We start from the raw sequence: 19499 nt of genomic DNA on the forward strand, positions 1-19499 counted from the left end.
GGAAATAGATGATTACGCATTTTAAAGGTTTTGTTTATGGAGTAGACGCAAGTGCTATGTTTGCACAAGCTATGTCTTTGTTACAGAAGGGATTGATTGCGGTTGGTGCCTTTCTCGTTGTTGTGGGGATTGTCAACCTTGCAACCAACATTAAAGATGGTGGACCAGGTGTTCGGAATGCCATTCTGGAAATTGTCGGTGGTGTTATGGTAGGGGCTGCTGGAGCCTTTGTAACTCAAATTTCAATTTAGGAGGATAAACAATGACATGAATCTTAGTTTAGTCTCACCCTTTGTTTACCTTGCATCTGAAAAAATATCAGCTGAAAATTTATTTGAAGGATTTAATGTAGATTTACAATCTACGGTAGATCTGATTAAATCTCTATCTAGCTACAATCCAACCGTTTGGACTTATATTTCTAGTATTACTAAAAGTGTCATGCAGCCTCTTGGAGTTGCGATTTTATCAGTTGTTCTCATCTTAGAATTTTCGAAGATGGCAAAGAAAATTGCTAACTCTGGTGGAGCGATGACCTTTGAAGCATTAGCGCCGATGTTGATTAGTTATATTATGGTCGCAGTTGTAATTACCAATACTACCGTTATTGTAGAAGCTATCATCGGGATTGCGAGTCATGCCATTGAACAAGTGGCTTCGATTGTGGCTCACGGTGGGGCAAAGTATGATACCATCTCTGGATTAAAAGGGTCAGGATTTATTGGCCGCATGATTGTGGGCTTTTTCGCCCTCCTTATCTGGCTAGTTCGGATAGTAAGTGCAGCCATGGTCAATCTTTTGGTATCCATTCGATTTATTCAACTCTACCTTATGATTCCATTTGCCCCTCTTACGATTCCAACATTTTTAAGTGATGAGTGGAAGTCTATTGGTATTGGCTATTTAAAAAATATTATGGTCTATGCGGTACAAGGGGTTCTCATTTTTCTGATTGTTTCTCTTGTTCCTTTATTTGAATCTGCTGGGAAAATAGCTGTTTCAAATGGTGCAGGAGTCTTGCAATCACTTGCGATTATGTTCGGTAGTTTGGTACAAGCTATCTTACTGATTATTGCCCTCGTTGGTTCTCAACGTACGGCTCGCTCAATCTTAGGTATGTAATTAGATAAAGGCTAGGAAGTGATTGCTTCTTAGCCTTTTTAGAAAGGAAAGTCATGAATACACGTGTCTTTAAAGACATCTCAAAATACCAACACAGGGCTTGGTTAGGTTTCACCACAAGACAAATCATATTTGTTTTACCAGCCTTTATTGTCACAATTATTGTTTTGGGCTTGAATCTCTTTTTCTGGCAATTTGGAGATTGGTTTGTTTACGGTTTTGTGTTTGCCTTTACCATCCCCCTCATGCTCTTTGGAGTCTATAAACCCAATGATTTATATTTTGAACATTATTTGAAATACCGTCTTCATTTTGAACTAACGGTTCCCCTACGCACAATTACAGGAAAGAAAGGATCTGAACATGAAAAGAAAATCAAATACATTAAAGAAACAAAAAGCTTCAATGACTAATAAAAAGGAAGAAGTTAAAGGAAAAAAAGAGGAAGTGTTACCCTCTACGGCTAATACTCTTTCCTATCAAGCCCTGTATCAAAATGGTCTGATGCAGGTAAAAGAAGATTATTTCTCACAAAGCTATTTACTTGGTGATGTCAATTACCAAACTGTTGGTTTAGAAGATAAAGGCGCAATCATTGAGAAGTATTCTGATTTGATTAACTCTTTAGACGACCAAACCAACTTCCAATTGACTATCTTTAATAAAAGATTAAATTTAGAAAAGTTTAGACAAAGTGTTTTGTATGAGGAAAAAGAAGATGGATATGATAGCTATCGTCAAGAATTGAATCGAATGATGAATCAGAATTTAGACAGTGGTGAAAATAATTTTTCAGCTGTGAAACTGATTAGCTTTGGTAGAAAGGATTCTAATCCCAAACAAGCCTATCGTTCCTTGTCTCAAATAGGCGAATATTTCAAGAGTGGTTTCTCAGAAATTGATGCACGATTTGAATCCTTGGCTGGAGAAGAACGGGTGAACTTGTTGGCCGATATGCTTAGAGGAGAACACCATCTTCCTTTTTCTTACCGTGATTTAACGAGATCTGGTCAGACAACTCGTCACTTCATAGCCCCTAACCTTTTAGATTTTAAAAACAAGAATTACCTACAAATCAATGACCGCTTATTGCAGATTGTCTATGTGAGAGACTACGGCATGGAATTAGGTGATCAGTTTATCCGAGACCTCATGCAAGGAGATTTGGAATTGATAGTGAGCCTTCATGCTCAAAGTTCGACCAAGGCGGATGCCATGAAGAAACTACGAACAAAGAAGACCTTAATGGAATCCCAAAAGATTGGGGAACAACAAAAACTTGCTCGTACAGGTATCTATTTGGAAAAAGTAGGCCATGTTTTAGAAAGCAATATTGATGAAGCTGAGGAACTCTTAAAAACCATGACCGAGACAGGAGATAAACTATTTCAAACAGTCTTCTTGATTGGTGTTTTTGGTCAGGATGAAGAAGAACTTAAACAAGCTCTAGACACGATTCAACAAGTGGCCGGCTCAAATGACCTAATGATTGATAAACTTCCATATATGCAAGAAGCAGCCTTTAATAGTTTGCTGCCATTTGGTTGTGATTTTTTAGAGGGTGTATCACGGAGTTTATTAACGTCCAATGTAGCAGTGAATTCTCCATGGACTTCAGTAGACTTACAAGACCGCAGTGGGAAATATTACGGTATCAATCAAATCTCAAGCAATATTATTACCATTGATCGCAGCCTATTAAATACACCGTCTGGTCTGATTTTAGGGACATCTGGAGCTGGGAAAGGGATGGCAACCAAGCATGAAATTATCACGACCAAAATCAAAGAATCTGGTGAAAATACTGAAATTATCATTGTGGATCCAGAAGCAGAGTACAGTGTCATTGGACGGGCTTTTGGTGGAGAAATGATTGATATTGCGCCAGATTCCCAAACCTATCTCAATGTCCTTGACTTGTCTGAGGAAAATATGGATGAAGATCCTGTAAAGGTAAAATCAGAATTTCTTTTATCCTTTATCGGCAAGTTATTGGATAGGAAAATGGATGGGAGAGAAAAATCGATTATCGACCGAGTTACCAGACTCACCTATCAGTCATTTAAAGAGCCTTCTTTGGAAGAATGGGTTTTTGTCTTGAGTCAACAGCCAGAAGAAGAAGCGCAGAATTTGGCACTTGATATGGAACTGTATGTCGAAGGTTCTCTTGATATTTTTTCTCATAAGACCAATATTCAGACAGGATCTAACTTCTTAATCTATAACGTTAAAAAGTTAGGAGATGAGCTGAAACAAATCGCTCTTATGGTTGTTTTTGATCAGATATGGAATCGTGTCGTTCGGAACCAAAAATTAGGGAAGAAGACCTGGATTTATTTTGATGAAATGCAGCTTCTCTTATTAGATAAATATGCCAGTGATTTCTTCTTTAAATTATGGAGTCGTGTCAGAAAATATGGAGCTAGTCCGACTGGGATAACCCAAAATGTCGAAACCTTATTGTTAGATCCAAACGGTAGACGGATTATTGCAAATAGTGAATTTATGATTCTCCTCAAGCAAGCAAAAAATGACAGAGAAGAACTGGTTCAACTCTTAGGCTTGTCAAAAGAACTCGAAAAATACTTAGTCAATCCAGAAAAAGGGGCAGGACTAATAAAAGCTGGTTCAGTTGTCGTTCCCTTTAAAAATAAGATTCCTCAAGGTACACAATTGTTTGATATCATGAGTACGGATCCTGATAAAATGGCTTCTAATTAAGGGGAAGGTAAATGAAGGATAAAAGAGAAATCATACGTGCACGAAAGGCATTTAGAAGAAGTCTAAAAGATGAGAAGAAATTCTTGAAACAAGGAAAGAAGGAGGTGAAGAAACAGAAAAAAGATTCCGCTGTACTGGATGAAAAAGCATGGAAAAAAGAGATAAAGCAAAAGCTAGAGGAGATGAGAGAAGCTTCAAAGGAGAGAGTAAAACAAGCAAATGAAGACTACAATCATATTCTTCAAAATAGTCCTCCATCTTTTTTGAATCGCAAAGAATTAAGAGACAGACGATTACCTCATGCTAGGAAACGATTGAAAATAGCCAAGAAGCAATTTAGAGAAGCCAAGGTAGAAGCAAAAGAAGAAAGAAAAGAGAGTCGTAAAGAAAGAAAAACCAATCAAAAATTTCTCTACGGTCAGGAATCGAAACAAAAATCTAATTTTTTCTTTCAAGGGAAGAGTTTAGAAGAATTAAAAGCTAAGAAAGAAGTCAAGGCCGCAAAAGAGAATCTAAAATCTACTAAACAAGCCTATAAGTCCAAAAAAGTCAGTAGGAAAGCCAAAACTTTTCTTTATGTCCTTGGACGTGAAGGTGGAGAGTTAGCTTCAGAAAATGAAGATTTAGAAGGCTATCGCACACTTCAAGAGACCATTAGAAAAGGGAAACGCTACAGTCGGCTTTCTTATAATCTTGGGAAAGCTAGTGTCAAAACAGGACAAGCAACAGGTCGTTTTACCAAGAAAAGACTGACCAACACAAAAGAGCGATACCATCATTTTAAGGATGGAAAAGGATGGAAACTAGCGAAAGATAATCCAAGTTCCTTTAAAAATCGGTTTCGAAAATTAAAGAAACAAGGTCTTACAAGTGTCCGAAATATCTATCAAAAACTAAAAGCAGCCTTTTCCTTCTTTACATTTGCGGCTGGAAATCCTGCAACCTGGATAGTTGGAGGATTAGTCTTTCTTCTCTTACTTATGATGAGCTTCTTTTTAGGATTTTCATCTGCTAGTTTGATTCAACAAGATGAATTTGAATTAACAAAAGCTTATACCCACCTAACTTGGGAAGATGCAGAACATACTCGCACAAATGACAAAGGCATTACCTATTACACAAAAGTTGATGATGTGATGGGGTATATGAACTTTAAATTCCATGACTATGAGTTAAACAAACCAGTTCACTTATTTAGTTCCGAAACTTACAAGGATTATCTGTCTACTTTGTGGCATGATTTAAACGATGGGGATGATTTGAAATCCATGCAAGACCTTTATGAAACTCCTAAGTATAAACTATCGAAAGACGATCAAGAGGAAATGAAGGAACTAAAAGAAGAAGGTGTGTATGCTTCCATGCAGGAATTGGACAATCCATTTGAGGGGAAAAGCAACGAAGATAGTCTGACCATGACTTATCGTTATGGATACTATGATTTAGACGGAAAACCTACCCTTCAGGAGTACATTCTACTAGAAGCGAAGGCTCACCAAAGGATTGTCGCACCAATGGATGGGGTCGTATCACTAGATGGTGACAATATAATTCTCACTAATGGAAAAGGAGAGAATGAGAGTCGATTGACCTTGTATTCTATTCATAATGGCCGTGCAATTGAGGGTACAAGAGTCCTAACGGGTGATATTATTGGTGAAACATCAGACGATACAGGTTTGAAAGTTTCCTATCAAAAGTATAAGAACAAGAAAGAAAAATTGGTGTATGTCAATCCGCAATTTTATTTTCCCAAAGTCATTCAACTTCAGACAACTATCTTACCTGCCATTGGTCAGTTTGGTGGGGATGAGTTTGAACGAGCAAAACATATTTATGAGTTTTTGAAATCTCAAGGGGCAAGTCCCCAAGCCATTGCGGCTATTTTAGGAAATTGGTCGGTAGAGTCTTCTATCAATCCTAAACGAGCTGAAGGGGATTATTTATCTCCTCCAGTTGGCGCTACCGATTCCTCATGGGATGATGAAAGCTGGTTAGCGATTGGAGGTCCAGCCATTTATAGTGGTGCTTATCCTAATATTCTTCATAGAGGTTTGGGTTTAGGGCAATGGACGGATACTGCAGATGGTTCAACACGTCATACAGCTTTATTGAATTATGCAAGCATCCAAAATAAGAAATGGTATGATTTAGACCTCCAACTTGATTTTATGCTTCACGGGGATAGTCCTTACTATCAAAGTTGGTTAAAGGACTTCTTTAAAAATACGGGCAGTGCAGCCAATCTGGCCCAACTCTTCCTTACCTATTGGGAGGGAAATTCTGGTGACAAACTACTGGAAAGACAAACTAGAGCCACGGAATGGTATTACCAAATTGAAAAAGGCTTTAGCCAAACAAATGGAGGACAGGCAAAGAGTGACCCGCAATCCCTTGAAGGGGTTCGTGGAGACTTGTATGAGCATTCTGTTCCTGGTGGTGGAGATGGTATGGCCTATGCCTATGGACAATGTACATGGGGTGTTGCGGCTCGTATGAATCAGTTAGGCTTAAAATTAAAAGGTAGAAATGGAGAAAAGATTTCGATCATTAATACCATGGGAAATGGTCAGGACTGGGTTGCGACAGCTTCAAGTCTTGGAGGGGAAACGGGCTCTATACCAAGATCAGGTGCTATTGTTTCTTTTGTAGGAGGTACACATGGCACACCAGCAGACTATGGTCATGTGGCTTTTGTAGAGAAAGTCTATGATGATGGTTCTTTCCTTGTGTCTGAAACCAACTATGGTGGCAACCCTAACTATACCTTTAGAAAAATCTCGCAAGCAGATAGTGCCATCAGTTTTGCTTATACGGTGAAATAAAAGAATCATGTCATCAGTTTAGGTGACATGATTCTTATTTTTTATAGAGTGACATATTTAATGCCATAGGCTGATAACTTACTTGATGATCGTCTTTAATCAATTGACTGTAAGCAACAAATCCGAACTGTTCATAAAATTGAATGACTTTAGGATGATTGATACTATCTAAAAATACCATCTGAGTTCCTACAATTGCTCGAAATTCTTCAATTTTTTGAATTACAATTTCAAATAACTCTTGTCCTGATAGTTTATTTAGCTTTGTGTTTTTGCCGAATTGACCGATAAGTAACACAGGGAGATAATCAATATTTTTGGGACTTTTCCCTTTTAGGACGAGTTTCTTTTTTAAGGATTTCTCTAAATCAGAAATATCAACAACTTTGAGAGATAAACTAAAGAATCCTATGATGTTATTTGTTGCAGTTTCTTCAACGATAAAATTACGAGAACGATGTTGTTTTTCAAAATTGGGGGCTTTATCAGATAGATAAGTCAACATCTCTTCATTACCGTTGAAATCAACATTTTCTAAAATGATAGTTTTAAATAGCTCCTGAACTTGTTTCTCAGTTTTATCAGGAGCTAGCACTTGAATATTTTCAAGATATTGCTTAAGTGGTGTTACTTGAATTGTCATCTTACAGATACTTTGAAATGAGTTTATTTTTCGTTGGAGCGGTAGCGTCCTGTGATTCAATAGATTTCAAGACTGCTTGTAGCTTTTTAGATGGTTTATGATTAAGAATTTTTAGAGCATCTTCGTTTGTTAGTTTTATATCACGTGTTAAACTGATTGTAGCCATTTGTTCTACCTCCTGTTTCTACTTAAATTCATTATAGCTTATTTTGAACAAAAGTTCAATCTGAAGATAGTGTATGTTTTTTATAGTGTATAAATCCAAAATAAGTTTTTCTCTTGCGTTTGTAGCTCATATTCGTTAGAATAATGGTGTAGATGAGTGGTCGGCTCATGGTCAATCTGATAGTAATCTTGGACATAAGGGCCAAGCGGTGGCGGACACCAGAACAAAATCCGATAGCAATCTTGGACGTACGGGCCAAGCGGTGGCAGACACCAGAATAAACCGACTGATTAGGTGGCTTACAGGTTCAGTAAGTCATCTTTTTTATTTGAAACAAAGTATAAATTTCTAATTATCTTTTTATATTTTCTTAAATGCTCGTAAAGCCTTATTCTATGTGCTTTCGAGTATTTTTACTGTAGGAAGATACTTCACGTTTCTTTGCATATTTCCTCATGTCTTAGCTGTCAGAAGTGGTAAATAAGTAGTAAATTCATTTGTACTACTAAGCAACAAGACGCTCCTGTTGCTTCTCTTTATTCAAGCGTTTCATTTCTGCCATTGCAGAATCGAATGTTGCATGTGCGTAATAGTTCAGCGTCATGGCTATATTAGCATGTCCCATAATGTACTGTAATGCCTTTGGATTCATTCCTGCATTTGCATAGTTGGTACAGAATGTATGTCGCAAACTATGTGGAGTGATGTGTGGCAATTTATCCTCGTTATACTTATTGTATTTCTTAACAAGACCTTTCATCATGCCGTTGTAATCACTTGCCACTTTTGGATAGTTCTTTCTATTAAGAAAGAGGAAATCACTATATCCATCAATCTCAACACGCTTATCATTCTTTCGATTCGCTAACACTCGCTTAAATGCTTGATAGGCTTCTTCAACCATAGGAACTTGACGTTCGCCACTTTTGGTCTTTGGTGTTTCAATGTAGTACCCAATTTCAGTATCTCTCAATAGCTGATGGTCTATATTGACAAGACGATTCTCAAAATCTAAATCTGGAAGTGTCAAACCACCAAACTCTGAAATACGAAGACCTGTTTTTAAGAGTATCAGAATTTCATCATAATTTTTGCTGTAGGTTTTATCAGCTTTCGCAAAGGCTAACAGTTTTTCTTCCTGTTCTCCTGTTAGTACGGTCTTAGGGACAGTATCATCATCAAGAACTGCTTTCAGTTGAAAGTCAAATGGATTCTTCCGAACACAATCATCTTGTATAGCAATATAGAATGAAGCCTTTAAAGAACGTTTGTAGTTATTGATGGTTTGATAAGCATAACCATTTTCACTCATTCTAATAGCCCATTCTTTAGCGTCTGATGGCTTAATACTGTCAATACTTCTTACACCTAACTTGTCTTTCTTCAAAATATCCATAAGATATTTGCGTCCAGTTTCAGTGTTTTTTCTAACCTTTGGTCTTTGAGCGTTCTGTTTTGCGTAAAGCTGGCAGAGTGTCATTTTCTTTCCTACAACATCAATACCATCATGAATGTCTTTCTGTAACTCTGCGATTTTCTCTCTAAGTGAGATACAATCACGCTTTCCTGCTGGTACTCGGTCTGTAGCCACAAGTTTCCACGAGTAAACAAATTGCGGTTCTCCAAATGAATCTATATATTTGTATAAGTATCTTCCGTCTTTTCGTTGGCTCTCTCCAGTCTTTAAGATTCGACCTTTATTGTCACGTCTTTTTTCTGACATGGCATTTGCTCCTTTCCTTTATGGAAAGAGCCTTGATACGACTTAATACTATTTTATCATATACAAGACCCTTTGGCGACGCTAGATTGCGTCCAATGTATCTATAATTTTTTCAAATTGTTTTCGTTTAATCTGAATACGATTGCCATTCATAATCAGCCAATTTGCATTTTTATTTTCCTCTGCCAAGCGTCGTAGCTTGTTTTCGCCAATACGAAAATATTTTGACGCTTCTTCAATGGTTAGGGTATAACGTTCCCAAATAGGAATGTCAGTCTGCTTCATAAAATCCTCCTTTCCAAATCACTTATTTGGATTTCATAAAAGTTGTTTTACCAGCAATCGAACAGCTTTAGCAAAGCTCACGGGAGTTCCACCCCTGCATGGTTCTCATGTAGCCATACTCATTGCCTGCGACGGTTTTATCACGCTCGGACTATTGACTGTATGGGAGTATCATTATCACGATAAGAATGTCGTTGCAGGCAATCCTGCTAAAGATTGCTTCTCGGATCACTAACATGAATCGCTCGCTATCTTTATAAGATAGGTCATGGCGGTTAGTTCCGTTGGCTCTTTTCTTATCGAAACGTATTCGATTACTTTTATTCAGTTTTCAAAGAACAATGGCTCGTTAGCCTATCAAAACACATTGAAAGCTCAATATGCTTTGGTGGAATAACAAACCTCCCTGTTCGGGAAGCGTGGAATAGTATGGCACGCTTCCACGAAAGGAGAGAGGATATTACTTAATTTCAAATGACAAAATCTTTGTAATCAGTCTGGTTTCCATTCTTCCACGTAAGACTTCATCAACGACCATACTTTGATTGCCATATTCATCTTTCATAAGTCGTAGGGAACGCTTCGTTATGTACCCTCTGTAATGATGTAGAATCTGGTTAATCGCTTCGGTATCGCCATCTGTTGCCTTTACAATGAGAGGAAAGGGAATCATAGGATATTGTGTTTTCATTCTTCAAATTCCTCCATAAACTTTTTAATTAAGGCTAGTCCACTGGTTCTATGCCGATAGACAGTAGAACGGTTCAATTTCAACAGGTCTGCAATTTCTGAATCGCTCATGTCCATAAAGTAAAACAGCAGTAGAATTTCACGTTTCTTGTCTGGCAACTCACGTAATGCTTCACTCAACAAATCATTTTCAACGCCTACTGATAACCCATTGAGTGTAAAAATCTGAAAGTCAGTTGAATAGTTATCTGTTGTCGCAAACTGGCTAACAAGATAATCGCCAACATCCGAAAAGGACACCTCACGCTTTGCAATCCTTGAAAGATAAAGCATATAATTCTTTCGCTCGTCTTCCATAGCACGTTTACAGATATAGTCAAACTGATTTTCTATTGTGGTCTGAAAAGAAGATGGTTTCATGTTTCTCACCCCCTTTCTGTCTAGGAAAGGAAGTGAGCCTTGCTCGTTTATCTCCTTTCACTCTTAGTCCCAATGTGAAAGGGGGATTTGTTGCATTACTGATAAATAAACTTTGTAAAAAAGTTCTGAATAGCCAAAAAAGCATATAAACAGATTTATTTCTCTGTTTACATGCTTCTGTTATTCTATCTATATGATTTATAAAACCACATTGGTGGACGTACTTATCTATTGCAGATAGACGACTTTTTTTGACAAGAACCCAATGTAAGGAAATTTATTGTATATGATGTACTTCATGGCGACGTTGACCTCCAACAAACCGCCATTTGGAAGTAATATACAATATTTTAACAGCGTAAATAGCACTACCATATAACGGTTTTTTTTATTGGCGTTTAGTAGTGCTTTTTATTAAATATAAACCTATAAACCATATAACACGTTTTTCTATACCTGTTTTTAATTCAGTAGGAACAATAAAATGTATAGAGGTGGTCTACTATGCGTAAAAAAGAAGATAAATATGATTTTAGAGCCTTTGGTTTAGCCATTAAAGAAGCTCGATTGAAACGAGGTTTAACTCGTGAACAAGTGGGAGCATTGATTGAAATTGACCCACGGTACTTAACTAATATTGAAAATAAAGGGCAACACCCCAGCATACAAGTTCTTTATGACCTTGTATCGTTACTTCATGTTTCCGTTGATGAATTTTTCTTACCTGCTAATAACTTGGTAAAAAGCACCCGACGATTACAGATAGAGAAATACATGGATAGCTTTACAGACAAAGAACTATCCTTAATGGAATCTTTAGCCAGCGGTATCAACGAAGCAAGAAACATCGAAGACTAATTAAAAGAATCCATACATAACGGAAAGAGCCGATAAAATGAGATTGTATTAATCTCATTTTATCGGCTCTGCGTCTTTGCGTCTGGCTCTGTAATCACAGTTACTTTGAACTGCTTTATTTCAATTAAATTTTCTTGTCTGCATTTCGGACAATAGAGGGGGAATTTTTTTAATTCAGTATCTTCCCTTATCTTTAATCGTGTTTTATTTCCACATACAGGACATGTTGAGGCGGTAAGTTTGCTAGTCAAGGAGTAAAACGACGAAGATTAGCATTTACTTCCGCCCATGCGATAGCTGTCCGTGATTGACAAGTGCTAGCACGCAGACAGAACGGAGATAGCGAACCGCTGAGTGTGTCGCTCTGCTCGTAAAAGCTTAGAAACCTTTGAACGAAAGGGATAATGAAAGCCTTGATTGCAAGGCTTTTTGCTTTATGGTGGGTAAGTATCAGAGTGAGAAAATTTTTGGAATGAGTAGAAGTGATAGCTAGAAATTATCAGTTTCTATTTCCATTTACCCTGTGGGTACGTGTTTGTTTCCATTGACAAGGAGTTTGTGGGAATAGAAATGTACCCACCTTGTTTGAATCAAGTGAAGTGTAGTTGAAGGAAATCTGTTGAAAGCAATACTTCATTTTACCGAATAAGTAATAATTTAGGCAACTTCAAATCGATTAAAAAAAACTATTTTAAAGGTTAAGAGTAGACAAAAATTGTCCACTCTTTTTTGCAAACTCAATTTATCAATAAATGAAATGAGGGAATGTAAAATGAAATATTTTGAGGTTGAGTTAGAAAATCCTGATGAATTTTTAAAACTACAAACAGAAGATTTTGTGAAAGCTAATCGCTTGCTACTAAGGAAGATAATCCAGAGCGTTACAGTCTATGAAGAAAACTTCGTCATATCCTTTAAATCTGGCATCGAATTGGAAGTATGAGTCTCATTCCATAACTTTTATATTGAACATATCATCTTTTTGTGTTATAATATAAATTGATATAAACAAAGATGTAGGAGGAACCGAAACTATGACAGCCTCAATGCGTTTAAGATAAGCTGGCAATAAAAAAAGCAGAATCTATACCCGATGATAGGCTTTTTTGTTGTGCTTATTTATACGATATTGAGCATTCATTAGTTACGGTGAGGATATTGGTTATTTAACTATACCTTTATTTAACTATGTCTTTAATATGAATGTTTCCAAATTGTATGTATGCAGACCAAAAGCCACATTGTGGGGTTTGGCCTGCATTTTTTATTGCCTAGAATGCTATTCAAAATAGAAATTCAAGCAAAATAATATGCAGGAGATAATATAAATGGAAAAATACAACAATTGGAAACGAAAATTTTATGCAATATGGGCAGGGCAAGCAGTATCATTAATCACTAGTGCCATCCTGCAAATGGCGATTATTTTTTACCTTACAGAAAAAACAGGATCTGCGATGGTCTTGTCTATGGCTTCATTAGTAGGTTTTTTACCCTATGCGATTTTGGGACCTGCCATTGGTGTGCTAGTGGATCGTCATGATAGGAAGAAGATAATGATTGGTGCCGATTTAATTATCGCAGCAGCTGGTGCAGTGCTTGCTATTGTTGCATTCTGTATGGAGCTACCTGTCTGGATGATTATGATAGTATTGTTTATCCGTAGCATTGGAACAGCTTTTCATACCCCAGCACTCAATGCGGTTACACCACTTTTAGTACCAGAAGAACAGCTAACGAAATGCGCAGGCTATAGTCAGTCTTTGCAGTCTATAAGCTATATTGTTAGTCCGGCAGTTGCAGCACTCTTATACTCCGTTTGGGATTTAAATGCTATTATTGCCATCGACGTATTGGGTGCTGTGATTGCATCTATTACGGTAGCAATTGTACGTATACCTAAGCTGGGTAATCAAGTGCAAAGTTTAGAACCAAATTTCATAAGGGAGATGAAAGAAGGAGTTGTGGTTCTGAGACAAAACAAAGGATTGTTTGCCTTATTACTCTTAGGAACACTATATACTTTTGTTTATATGCCAATCAATGCACTATTTCCTTTAATAAGCATGGAACACTTTAATGGAACGCCTGTGCATATTTCTATTACGGAAATTTCCTTTGCATTTGGGATGCTAGCAGGAGGCTTATTATTAGGAAGATTAGGGGGCTTCGAAAAGCATGTATTACTAATAACAAGTTCATTTTTTATAATGGGGACCAGTTTAGCCGTTTCGGGAATACTTCCTCCAAATGGATTTGTAATATTCGTAGTTTGCTGTGCAATAATGGGGCTTTCGGTGCCATTTTATAGCGGTGTGCAAACAGCTCTTTTTCAGGAGAAAATTAAGCCTGAATATTTAGGACGTGTATTTTCTTTGATCGGAAGTATCATGTCACTTGCTATGCCAATTGGGTTAATTCTTTCTGGATTCTTTGCTGATAAAATCGGTGTAAATCATTGGTTTTTACTATCAGGTATTTTAATTATTGGCATTGCTATAGTTTGCCAAATGATAACTGAGGTTAGAAAATTAGATTTAAAATAAACAATATTGGAGGAATATTTATGTATCTTATTTTCATGTAACTCTTCCTGCTAAAATCGCAGGGTTTTCCCTGCATACAAGCAAATGAAAGCATGCGATTATAGACAGGAGGAAATGTTATGGAATTAATATTAAAAGCAAAAGACATTCGTGTGGAATTCAAAGGACGCGATGTTTTAGATATAAATGAATTAGAAGTATATGATTATGACCGTATTGGTTTAGTAGGAGCAAATGGTGCTGGAAAAAGCACTTTACTCAGGGTACTTTTAGGAGAATTAACTCCCCCAGGATGTAAAATGAATCGTCTGGGTGAACTTGCCTATATTCCCCAGTTGGACGAAGTAACTCTGCAGGAGGAAAAAGATTTTGCACTTGTAGGCAAGCTAGGTGTTGAGCAATTAAATATACAGACTATGAGCGGTGGTGAAGAAACAAGGCTTAAAATAGCACAGGCCTTATCGGCACAGGTTCATGGTATTTTAGCGGATGAACCTACGAGCCATTTAGACCGTGAAGGAATTGATTTTCTAATAGGACAGCTAAAATATTTTACAGGTGCACTGTTAGTTATTAGCCATGACCGCTATTTTCTTGATGAAATAGTAGATAAAATATGGGAACTGAAAGATGGCAAAATCACTGAGTATTGGGGAAACTATTCTGATTATCTTCGTCAGAAAGAGGAAGAACGTAAGAGCCAAGCTGCAGAATACGAACAATTTATTGCGGAACGTGCCCGATTGGAAAGGGCTGCGGAGGAAAAGCGAAAACAGGCTCGTAAAATAGAACAGAAGGCAAAAGGTTCTTCAAAGAAAAAAAGTACTGAAGACGGAGGGCGTTTAGCTCATCAAAAATCAATAGGAAGTAAGGAAAAAAAGATGTATAATGCTGCTAAAACCCTAGAGCACAGGATTGCGGCCTTAGGAAAAGTAGAAGCTCCGGAAGGCATTCGCAGAATTCGTTTCAGGCAAAGTAAAGCATTGGAGCTCCATAATCCATACCCTATAGTCGGTGCAGAAATTAATAAAGTATTTGGGGATAAGGCTCTGTTTGAAAATGCATCTTTTCAAATTCCGTTAGGAGCAAAAGTGGCGTTAACTGGTGGTAATGGAATCGGAAAAACAACTTTAATCCAAATGATCTTAAACCATGAAGAAGGAATTTCTATTTCGCCTAAGGCAAAAATAGGTTACTTTGCACAGAATGGTTACAAGTACAACAGTAATCAGAATGTTATGGAGTTTATGCAGAAGGATTGTGACTACAATATATCAGAAATTCGTTCAGTGCTAGCATCTATGGGGTTCAAACAGAACGATATTGGAAAAAGTTTATCTGTTTTAAGCGGTGGAGAAATTATAAAATTGTTGCTTGCTAAAATGCTCATGGGTAGATATAACATCCTAATAATGGATGAACCCAGTAACTTCCTTGACATACCAAGTTTAGAGGCTTTGGAAATACTAATGAAGGAGTACACCGGAACTATCGTGTTTATCACCCACGATAAACGATTACTCGAAAATGTAGCAGATGTAGTTTATGAAATTAGAGATAAGAAAATAAATCTGAAACATTAAATTTAAGGTAGTCGCTGGTCAGTATAGTCTGTTCTGGTTGGCGACTCCATTGTTAAAGAGTATAAAGACTTTAGATTTTATGAATATTAAAAATAGGAACAGTCAATTGAACTGCTCCTATTTTTCTGCTAAATATATTGTAGTTTTCTTATATGTATAATGATAGATTAGCGGATTCTCATCTACGGTACTTACTTCAAATATGAAGAAGTGATCGCGGTTATCTCTGGACTTTTCCTTATTGAGGACAAAGTAATTCTTACGTGAAGTCGCCATTGTTTTTAGGATATCATCAGTTAGGAAGGTCAATGGAATATTCATGTTAGAGTAGCGGTAGAAGTCACGTTCAAAATCTTGGTAGCTCTCGCTATAATAGTCCATTTGTAGGTGATTACGCTGAAACTCAAGCTGATTCATAGAGCACCTCCTCGACAAGTTCAATACTAATAATGTCTTTTAATTTCAAATTGATGTGACCTGTTGTAGTTTTTATCAAAATGAAATCTTTGGTCAGACTTGGTATTGTTCCAGTGTAGGAAACACGCTTGTTTTTTTCAATCACTTGAATGCGTGTGCGTAGCTGCCCGGCGTATACTTGACTGAGGAGTAATAATTTCTTCTCTAGTGATAAGTCAGACATGTACGTTACTTTGTTTGTATCATCAGAGAGTGCTGATGCATGTTCAGATAGGAAAAAGCCCATCCATTTTTGCATCTTTGTATCCTGGTACTCTCTTGCTGATTGAAATGGTAAATATGAACGGTCAATCATATCAAATCCTTTCTATGCAGAGGCAAGGGTATTTTTATCAAATTGAATCGTAAAACCTTGAATTCCCCCACCTGTGTAACATTCTTTAAAGCGATTGATTACCTCAGTATAGATTATCACAGATGAGCTTGTTGGCTTAATGCTAAATGTAAATTCCAATGGTAATCGGTTTTCAGATTTAGCATGTACTAGTCGTATCGATATTTCAGTTGTTTTGAGTTTTCTCTGACGAAGTTTTGAAGTTGCTGTTTCAACGATTCCATGTAAAAATCTTTCAAGCATTTCAATATCATTACATCCTTTGCTACGGATTTCTGAAAATTGTACTGTATTTTTTTCTTGTTTCATTTTAATCCCTCCAATCCACCCGCGGAATGACCACCGATAAGTTTACTGCGTTCAATATTTCTGGAACCTTCAGTTAGGACGGTTCCTTTTTGTATGGCTAAAAAACCAAACTGTTCTCTGACAACATCAATAGCTGTCTGAAGTCTATTATCTTTTTCAATTTGTTCTACATCATCAAAGAGTGATAGTAGAGTATAGCTTTCATCTACGAAGCCACTATAAGATACACCAATTTGTCTCACTGCACCAGAGGTGTATTTTTTCGGAATAATACAAGTACATGACTCACCATTGTTTTGGGGAGATTTGCGGGTTCAATTTTATTCTGAGCATTTATAGATTTTTTCATCTCAGTCCTAGAATAGCCAATATGAATAGAAACGACAGTAGTCAATACTAGGGCTACTGTTCCGTTCCACAGTATCATTTAAAAATCATTTTCACACCCTTTCGTCTATTAGTATAGAAGAAAGCTCTCAGCACACAATATCCACTTGTAGTTTATAATAACTATCTCCTCCTTTACACTTTAATTCAAATCTTTATTAAAAAATATTTCATCTTATTTAACAAGAAACCATATTTATATAACAACATAAAATACACTAAGTTATTTTATTGAACATATATCGTACTTTATCTATCCGACTATTTGGACGACGGGGCTGGCAAACAGGTTCACCGGTAGTAACATGGTACCCTTTTAACTCTGTTAAACAAACACTACGTCCATTTGTAAAGAAAGTTAAATCACTACGATATTCTTGAATACACCGAGCAGGGATTTCTCCACTAAGAATGACCTCATTATTTTTCAATTGAGTGTCTACGATGTTCGCACAATATTTAGGAGCATCGGTGTATGCTCGTGAAAGATATTCCTGTGGCGCATAAATTTTAAAACTAAGATATGGCTCTAACAATTCTGTTCCAGCTTTTTTTAAGACTTGTTCCAATACAATAGGAGCAAGCATCCGAAAATCTGCTGGGGTACTAACAGGGCTATAGTATAAGCCATACTTAAAACAGATTTTACAGTCCGTCACATTCCAACCATACAATCCTTGTTCACAGCCATAGCGTATCCCTTCCATAACTGCATTTTGAAATGATTGATTTAAGTATCCAAGAGAAACCGAGCTCTCATACTGCATTCCACTTCCCAACGGAAGCGGTGATACAGATAAACCAATGGAAGCCCAGAAAGGATTCGGTGGAACTTCGATGTGAATGGTATACTCTGCTTTTTTTAACGGTCTTTCCATATAAATGACTGTAGGCTCTTTTATTTCTATCTCCACATGATACTTTTCTTGCAGCAGAGCACAAGTCACTTCCATTTGTACTTTCCCTAAGAAAGAAAGTATGATTTCATGTGTCGCAGAATCCACATAATATCGCAGAAGCGGGTCACTGTCGGAGATTTCTAAAAGTGCATCAAGTAACATTTCCCTTTGTTGAGGTTTGCTCGGTTCAACAGTCGTTTGCAGCAGAGGGAGGGGATTTTCAATTCTCTCTCTCTGTGGCAATAGCTTTGTATCTCCAAGAACACTATTTAACTTCAAAAACTCATTCTGCAAAATAACAATTTCCCCGGAATAAGCCTTATCGATTTTACATAATTCACCATTTATTGAAGTATACATTTCTGTAATTTTTATTTTTTCCTTTTCCGATATTCTAACCGAATCTCGCAAATGCAGTACGCCACTATAAAGACGTATATATGCAAGACGCTGTCTTTTTTCCGAATACTCAATTTTGAAAACTTTTCCGCAAAGTTCAGACTGACCTCGATGTGTTGATGAATAAAATTTATTCGTAATCACTTCTATAAGGTTATCAATCCCTATATTGTTTTTTGCACTTCCGTGATAAACAGGGAACAGGGAACAATTATGAAATCTTATGCTTTCCTCTTGTTCGAGTTCCAATGCTTCTAATGATTTACCGGACATATATTTCTCTAAAAGGTTATCGTTTCCCTCTATTACCGTATCCCATTGTTCAGATTCGGTAAAGTTCGTCACACACATATTAGGATACAGTTCTACCTTCTGTTTGATTACAATTTCGGCAGAAAGTTTCTCTTTAATATCCTGATAAACCGTTGATAAATCAATTCCATTTTGGTCAATCTTATTGATAAAAAAGATTGTGGGAATCCCCATTTTCCTAAGTGCATGAAATAATATACGAGTTTGTGCTTGTACGCCATCTTTTGCAGAAATCAGTAGAATTGCCCCATCTAAAACTGATAATGAACGATATACTTCTGCTAAGAAATCCATATGTCCTGGCGTGTCTATGATGTTCACCTTCGTATTTTCCCACTGAAAAGAGGTTATTCCTGTCTGAATTGTAATTCCTCTCTGACGTTCTAAAAGCGTATTATCCGTCCTCGTTGTACCTTTGTCCACGCTTCCTAATTCTGTAATCGCTCCACTGTTATATAATAAGCTTTCTGTTAAGGTAGTTTTTCCCGCATCAACATGAGCTAAAACTCCAATATTAATAATTTTCATGTGATTTTCCTCCATTCAAAAGCCCAAAAGGGCATAAAAATCCCAGTGATAAATACTCTTATCACTGGGATTTTTATGCATAACCATAGGCATACAAAGCATACAGATATTCTCCGGATACTTTAGAATCACATGATAAAGGTATTCTTAAACTGGGTACAAAAAACTAAGCCCTCCTAAAAAAGGACATCCAATTATTTGTTCCCACTATCAAATTGACAGTTTATTTAAGAATACCTTGCCGCATATTTATTAACTCCTTTTAAATAGAT

Annotated in this window: 22 protein-coding genes and 1 pseudogene; 10 read left to right on the forward strand and 13 right to left on the reverse strand. The window is 36.9% G+C overall.

Features of this window, described 5'->3' with window-relative positions:
• Nucleotides 1–8: 8 nt before the first annotated feature.
• From O3658_RS00125 to O3658_RS00145, 5 genes are read left to right on the forward strand one after another with little or no spacing between them, the layout of a single operon-like run.
• The gene (locus tag O3658_RS00125) at nucleotides 9–251 is read left to right on the forward strand and encodes a hypothetical protein (protein ID WP_000627865.1); all 243 of its coding nucleotides are present in this window, start codon (nucleotides 9–11) and stop codon (nucleotides 249–251) included.
• 16 nt (nucleotides 252–267) lie between these two features.
• Nucleotides 268–1122, forward strand: a complete 855-nt coding sequence (locus O3658_RS00130) for a conjugal transfer protein TrbL (protein WP_371558871.1) — start codon at nucleotides 268–270, stop codon at nucleotides 1120–1122.
• A 53-nt stretch (nucleotides 1123–1175) separates the two neighbouring features.
• The gene (locus tag O3658_RS00135; protein WP_247917246.1) at nucleotides 1176–1535 is read left to right on the forward strand and encodes a PrgI family protein; all 360 of its coding nucleotides are present in this window, start codon (nucleotides 1176–1178) and stop codon (nucleotides 1533–1535) included.
• Entirely contained in the window at nucleotides 1486–3843 is a 2358-nt protein-coding gene (locus O3658_RS00140) for a VirB4-like conjugal transfer ATPase, CD1110 family (protein WP_247917247.1), read from the forward strand. Before O3658_RS00135 ends, O3658_RS00140 begins: the two co-directional genes overlap by 50 nt.
• An 11-nt stretch (nucleotides 3844–3854) precedes the next feature.
• Nucleotides 3855–6668: a phage tail tip lysozyme gene (locus O3658_RS00145; protein ID WP_371558872.1), complete on the forward strand. Its 2814-nt coding sequence runs from the start codon at nucleotides 3855–3857 to the stop codon at nucleotides 6666–6668.
• Nucleotides 6669–6702: 34 nt separating this feature from the next.
• On the opposite strand, the gene O3658_RS00150 is transcribed toward O3658_RS00145, so the two are convergent.
• The 4 genes from O3658_RS00150 to O3658_RS00165 all read right to left on the reverse strand — a co-directional run bounded on the left by O3658_RS00150 (nucleotide 6703) and on the right by O3658_RS00165 (nucleotide 9485).
• A complete protein-coding gene (locus tag O3658_RS00150; protein ID WP_247917302.1) occupies nucleotides 6703–7311 on the reverse strand; it encodes a hypothetical protein in 609 nt (202 codons plus the stop codon).
• A gap of 1 nt (nucleotide 7312) precedes the next feature.
• Nucleotides 7313–7477, reverse strand: a complete 165-nt coding sequence (locus O3658_RS00155) for a hypothetical protein (RefSeq protein ID WP_000201399.1) — start codon at nucleotides 7475–7477, stop codon at nucleotides 7313–7315.
• Nucleotides 7478–7982: 505 nt separating this feature from the next.
• The gene (locus O3658_RS00160; RefSeq protein ID WP_049538971.1) at nucleotides 7983–9200 is read right to left on the reverse strand and encodes a tyrosine-type recombinase/integrase; all 1218 of its coding nucleotides are present in this window, start codon (nucleotides 9198–9200) and stop codon (nucleotides 7983–7985) included.
• Nucleotides 9201–9281: 81 nt separating this feature from the next.
• A complete protein-coding gene (locus O3658_RS00165; RefSeq protein WP_000814511.1) occupies nucleotides 9282–9485 on the reverse strand; it encodes an excisionase in 204 nt (67 codons plus the stop codon).
• Between O3658_RS00165 and O3658_RS00170 the strand changes: the two genes are divergently transcribed.
• Complete coding sequence (locus O3658_RS00170; RefSeq protein WP_001845478.1) at nucleotides 9469–9720, forward strand: hypothetical protein; 252 nt, start codon at nucleotides 9469–9471, stop codon at nucleotides 9718–9720. The two genes, O3658_RS00165 and O3658_RS00170, sit on opposite strands and share 17 nt — an antisense overlap.
• 225 nt (nucleotides 9721–9945) lie before the next feature.
• On the opposite strand, the gene O3658_RS00175 is transcribed toward O3658_RS00170, so the two are convergent.
• On the reverse strand, nucleotides 9946–10176 hold the full coding sequence (locus O3658_RS00175; protein ID WP_000857133.1) for a helix-turn-helix domain-containing protein: 231 nt from the start codon (nucleotides 10174–10176) through the stop codon (nucleotides 9946–9948).
• Nucleotides 10173–10595, reverse strand: coding sequence for a sigma-70 family RNA polymerase sigma factor (locus tag O3658_RS00180; protein ID WP_000804885.1), 423 nt, complete (start codon nucleotides 10593–10595; stop codon nucleotides 10173–10175). The genes O3658_RS00175 and O3658_RS00180 overlap by 4 nt, the downstream gene beginning before the upstream one ends.
• 504 nt (nucleotides 10596–11099) lie before the next feature.
• Here O3658_RS00180 and O3658_RS00185 point away from each other — a divergent pair.
• On the forward strand, nucleotides 11100–11453 hold the full coding sequence (locus O3658_RS00185) for a helix-turn-helix transcriptional regulator (protein ID WP_001227347.1): 354 nt from the start codon (nucleotides 11100–11102) through the stop codon (nucleotides 11451–11453).
• Between the two features lie 59 nt (nucleotides 11454–11512).
• Here O3658_RS00185 and O3658_RS00190 read toward each other — a convergent pair whose 3' ends face one another.
• Nucleotides 11513–11704, reverse strand: coding sequence for a cysteine-rich KTR domain-containing protein (locus tag O3658_RS00190; RefSeq protein WP_001860868.1), 192 nt, complete (start codon nucleotides 11702–11704; stop codon nucleotides 11513–11515).
• Between the two features lie 521 nt (nucleotides 11705–12225).
• Here O3658_RS00190 and O3658_RS00195 point away from each other — a divergent pair.
• From O3658_RS00195 to msr(D), 3 genes are all read left to right on the forward strand, one after another.
• Entirely contained in the window at nucleotides 12226–12396 is a 171-nt protein-coding gene (locus O3658_RS00195) for a hypothetical protein (protein ID WP_000873143.1), read from the forward strand.
• A gap of 385 nt (nucleotides 12397–12781) precedes the next feature.
• Entirely contained in the window at nucleotides 12782–13999 is a 1218-nt protein-coding gene (gene mef(A) / locus O3658_RS00200; protein ID WP_000417519.1) for a macrolide efflux MFS transporter Mef(A), read from the forward strand.
• A gap of 119 nt (nucleotides 14000–14118) precedes the next feature.
• Nucleotides 14119–15582, forward strand: a complete 1464-nt coding sequence (gene msr(D), locus O3658_RS00205) for an ABC-F type ribosomal protection protein Msr(D) (RefSeq protein WP_000420313.1) — start codon at nucleotides 14119–14121, stop codon at nucleotides 15580–15582.
• Nucleotides 15583–15699: 117 nt separating this feature from the next.
• On the opposite strand, the gene O3658_RS00210 is transcribed toward msr(D), so the two are convergent.
• The 6 genes and pseudogenes from O3658_RS00210 to O3658_RS00235 all read right to left on the reverse strand — a co-directional run.
• Nucleotides 15700–15999 carry a DUF5960 family protein gene (locus O3658_RS00210; protein WP_001072467.1) on the reverse strand — a complete coding sequence of 100 codons (300 nt, stop codon included), beginning with the start codon at nucleotides 15997–15999 and terminating at the stop codon, nucleotides 15700–15702.
• The gene (locus tag O3658_RS00215; protein WP_000567222.1) at nucleotides 15986–16354 is read right to left on the reverse strand and encodes a hypothetical protein; all 369 of its coding nucleotides are present in this window, start codon (nucleotides 16352–16354) and stop codon (nucleotides 15986–15988) included. The genes O3658_RS00210 and O3658_RS00215 overlap by 14 nt, the downstream gene beginning before the upstream one ends.
• Before the next feature lie 12 nt (nucleotides 16355–16366).
• Nucleotides 16367–16702, reverse strand: a complete 336-nt coding sequence (locus O3658_RS00220) for a hypothetical protein (RefSeq protein ID WP_000806926.1) — start codon at nucleotides 16700–16702, stop codon at nucleotides 16367–16369.
• Nucleotides 16699–16944, reverse strand: a complete 246-nt coding sequence (locus O3658_RS00225; RefSeq protein ID WP_001813542.1) for a hypothetical protein — start codon at nucleotides 16942–16944, stop codon at nucleotides 16699–16701. The genes O3658_RS00220 and O3658_RS00225 overlap by 4 nt, the downstream gene beginning before the upstream one ends.
• A gap of 363 nt (nucleotides 16945–17307) precedes the next feature.
• A complete protein-coding gene (gene tet(M), locus O3658_RS00230; protein ID WP_371558874.1) occupies nucleotides 17308–19227 on the reverse strand; it encodes a tetracycline resistance ribosomal protection protein Tet(M) in 1920 nt (639 codons plus the stop codon).
• Between the two features lie 15 nt (nucleotides 19228–19242).
• Nucleotides 19243–19290: pseudogene (locus tag O3658_RS00235) on the reverse strand (hypothetical protein); the annotation flags it as partial.
• Nucleotides 19291–19499 lie beyond the last annotated feature (209 nt).

The organism is Streptococcus sp. 27098_8_69 (assembly GCF_041432445.1).
In the GTDB taxonomy this organism is placed as follows: Bacteria; Bacillota; Bacilli; order Lactobacillales; family Streptococcaceae; genus Streptococcus.

Excerpts from the sequence above, each read along its gene's own strand:
- O3658_RS00155 (WP_000201399.1), bottom strand. The coding sequence starts at position 7,477 with ATGGCTACAATCAGTTTAACACGTGATATAAAACTAACAAACGAAGAT.
- O3658_RS00125 (WP_000627865.1), top strand. The coding sequence starts at position 9 with ATGATTACGCATTTTAAAGGTTTTGTTTATGGAGTAGACGCAAGTGCT.
- O3658_RS00130 (WP_371558871.1), top strand. The coding sequence starts at position 268 with ATGAATCTTAGTTTAGTCTCACCCTTTGTTTACCTTGCATCTGAAAAA.
- O3658_RS00210 (WP_001072467.1), bottom strand. The coding sequence starts at position 15,999 with ATGAATCAGCTTGAGTTTCAGCGTAATCACCTACAAATGGACTATTAT.
- O3658_RS00160 (WP_049538971.1), bottom strand. The coding sequence starts at position 9,200 with ATGTCAGAAAAAAGACGTGACAATAAAGGTCGAATCTTAAAGACTGGA.
- O3658_RS00145 (WP_371558872.1), top strand. The coding sequence starts at position 3,855 with ATGAAGGATAAAAGAGAAATCATACGTGCACGAAAGGCATTTAGAAGA.
- O3658_RS00185 (WP_001227347.1), top strand. The coding sequence starts at position 11,100 with ATGCGTAAAAAAGAAGATAAATATGATTTTAGAGCCTTTGGTTTAGCC.
- O3658_RS00170 (WP_001845478.1), top strand. The coding sequence starts at position 9,469 with ATGTCAGTCTGCTTCATAAAATCCTCCTTTCCAAATCACTTATTTGGA.
- O3658_RS00220 (WP_000806926.1), bottom strand. The coding sequence starts at position 16,702 with ATGAAACAAGAAAAAAATACAGTACAATTTTCAGAAATCCGTAGCAAA.
- O3658_RS00140 (WP_247917247.1), top strand. The coding sequence starts at position 1,486 with ATGAAAAGAAAATCAAATACATTAAAGAAACAAAAAGCTTCAATGACT.
- O3658_RS00215 (WP_000567222.1), bottom strand. The coding sequence starts at position 16,354 with ATGATTGACCGTTCATATTTACCATTTCAATCAGCAAGAGAGTACCAG.
- O3658_RS00180 (WP_000804885.1), bottom strand. The coding sequence starts at position 10,595 with ATGAAACCATCTTCTTTTCAGACCACAATAGAAAATCAGTTTGACTAT.
- O3658_RS00175 (WP_000857133.1), bottom strand. The coding sequence starts at position 10,176 with ATGAAAACACAATATCCTATGATTCCCTTTCCTCTCATTGTAAAGGCA.
- O3658_RS00195 (WP_000873143.1), top strand. The coding sequence starts at position 12,226 with ATGAAATATTTTGAGGTTGAGTTAGAAAATCCTGATGAATTTTTAAAA.
- O3658_RS00150 (WP_247917302.1), bottom strand. The coding sequence starts at position 7,311 with ATGACAATTCAAGTAACACCACTTAAGCAATATCTTGAAAATATTCAA.
- O3658_RS00165 (WP_000814511.1), bottom strand. The coding sequence starts at position 9,485 with ATGAAGCAGACTGACATTCCTATTTGGGAACGTTATACCCTAACCATT.
- O3658_RS00135 (WP_247917246.1), top strand. The coding sequence starts at position 1,176 with ATGAATACACGTGTCTTTAAAGACATCTCAAAATACCAACACAGGGCT.